The 1741-nt window shown below is 58.2% G+C and carries 1 protein-coding gene; it reads right to left on the reverse strand.

Features of this window, described 5'->3' with window-relative positions; genetic code table 11:
- Positions 1-9 precede the first annotated feature (9 nt).
- Positions 10-1545, reverse strand: coding sequence for a transposase (locus tag VKV29_RS00025; RefSeq protein WP_324199244.1), 1536 nt, complete (start codon positions 1543-1545; stop codon positions 10-12).
- Between the last annotated feature and the right edge of the window lie 196 nt (positions 1546-1741).

Below are 1741 nucleotides of genomic sequence, written 5' to 3' on the forward strand. Positions count from 1 at the left end.
ATATAAGGATCAGGGACTAATGCCAAAGCGCAGGAGAATGTCCTGGCGAGAGCCGAGCGGAGAGGGAAGGCGTTGGAGGCGTAAACCGCTCAGCACAGCGAGTTCGGCCAGATGAAAAATGCCATAGGCCGCCCCCACAAAGATGATCACTTTGTCGCGATTCTCCTCTTTGAGTCGCTGACGCCAACGAGCGGTCCCTTCTCCACCTAACAACGCTGTACTCAGGCTCGCTGCTCCTTTTGACGGCTGGTTGGCTACCTCAGTCGGCTGGGCGTGCCACAAACGAAAGGCGGTCGTCAGGGCCATCATCAGCACGGTGAAGTGAACATGCACGATGACAGCGGCCTCGCTTTTCTTGGGGAAACGGCCTAAGTGCCAGGGATACTTGCCCTCTTTGAAGAGGCCATTCTCAATGACCGAGCGGGCGTCATAGCGATCAAAGGGCACAAAGGGGTCGGAGACTTCGCCATTGGTCAAGTAGACCGCACCCTCGGCACTGGGCAGCCGATTGTTCCAGCGCCGCACCACCACGGCGTTGAGGGACTGGCCCGTGTAATCACGGCGATGGGCGAACTTGGTCTGCTCGGAATCCCCATAGGCATCATAGCTCGTTAGTCCCTCAATGCCCACCAGTTCGGTGCGCAGCACCTCCTCGCTGGCCGCTTTGCCATGCCCATGACCCACCCGCAGCTCGCGCACTTGAGCGCGCTCGCCTTTGGCCAGAGCCTGTGCATCCGCCGTCACCGCCATGCCTGCTTTGCTCCTGATCACAAAGAACACTCCGAGCTTGTGCAGCTGCCATAAGTCGGCCCCATCCAGATAGCCGCGATCAATGACGATGCTCTCAATGGGCCCTCCCTCGCCCAGATTGTGCCGGGCTTGCTCTAAGAGCGGCACGAGCCAGCGCCCCTCGTACTCCTGAATCGGCACCACTTTCATGGCCAGCGGCAATCGGGTTGGCACATCAATGAGTACCAGCACTTTGAAGCCATACACATAGTACTCTTCGGTGGCCTGTTCCTTTTGCCCTTTGATCTTGACGCTGCGCGTCTGCTTGAGCTTGCCTGCCCCGGCAAAGGTGGGCGCAGTGGGCAATTGGGAGCCATCGAGAGCCACCTGCCGTTTGCCAGCAAGCAGTCCCCGCTTGACGAGCAGCTGCACCATCTGATTAAACCGCCTTTCCATCTGCTCTCGGCTCAGTTTACAGATGTTGTCGGCTAGACACTGCGGCGTGAGGGGTCCCTGCTTCTTCTTGCTTTTGCGCTGGCTCTCGCCCCGCCTGGTGAAGCCCTGCTCGATCTGATGCGCATTAAAGCCGATCAGTTCCATCAGCGCCACGTTGCTGAAGAGTACGCGCGGCAGTTCATTCATCGACTCGGCTCCCACCAGCACTTTGAGCAGATACAACAGCACAAACTGCACCGTGGGGATCACCACTCGTTGCACCCCAGGCAATTCTTGCTGCGAGAGCAGCCGCAGCATCCCGCTTTCCTCTAAAAACGCAAAAAACTCGTCGAGCAAGCCCGCCTCCCTCAGTTCGTGCATCTCCTCGATTTCTTCTCCCGCGTAGAGTGCCTGGGCCACCTGTCGATCATCTCGTCTGGCCACTTGCCACGCTAAACGCTCCTGGATCACACTGGGCGCACCTGCCTTCTCTTCCTCCTGGCTCATTGGCTTCCCCCTTTTTTCTCTACCCTACCACCTTCCTTTTCTCCTGGCAACCCTTATATCAAAACGTCAG

It is taken from the genome of Chthonomonas sp. (genome assembly GCF_035294165.1).
Taxonomy (GTDB): Bacteria; Armatimonadota; Chthonomonadetes; order Chthonomonadales; family Chthonomonadaceae; genus Chthonomonas.

Bases quoted from the DNA above. Each gene is read 5' to 3' on its own strand.
- VKV29_RS00025 (WP_324199244.1), bottom strand. From the start codon at position 1,545: ATGCACGAACTGAGGGAGGCGGGCTTGCTCGACGAGTTTTTTGCGTTT.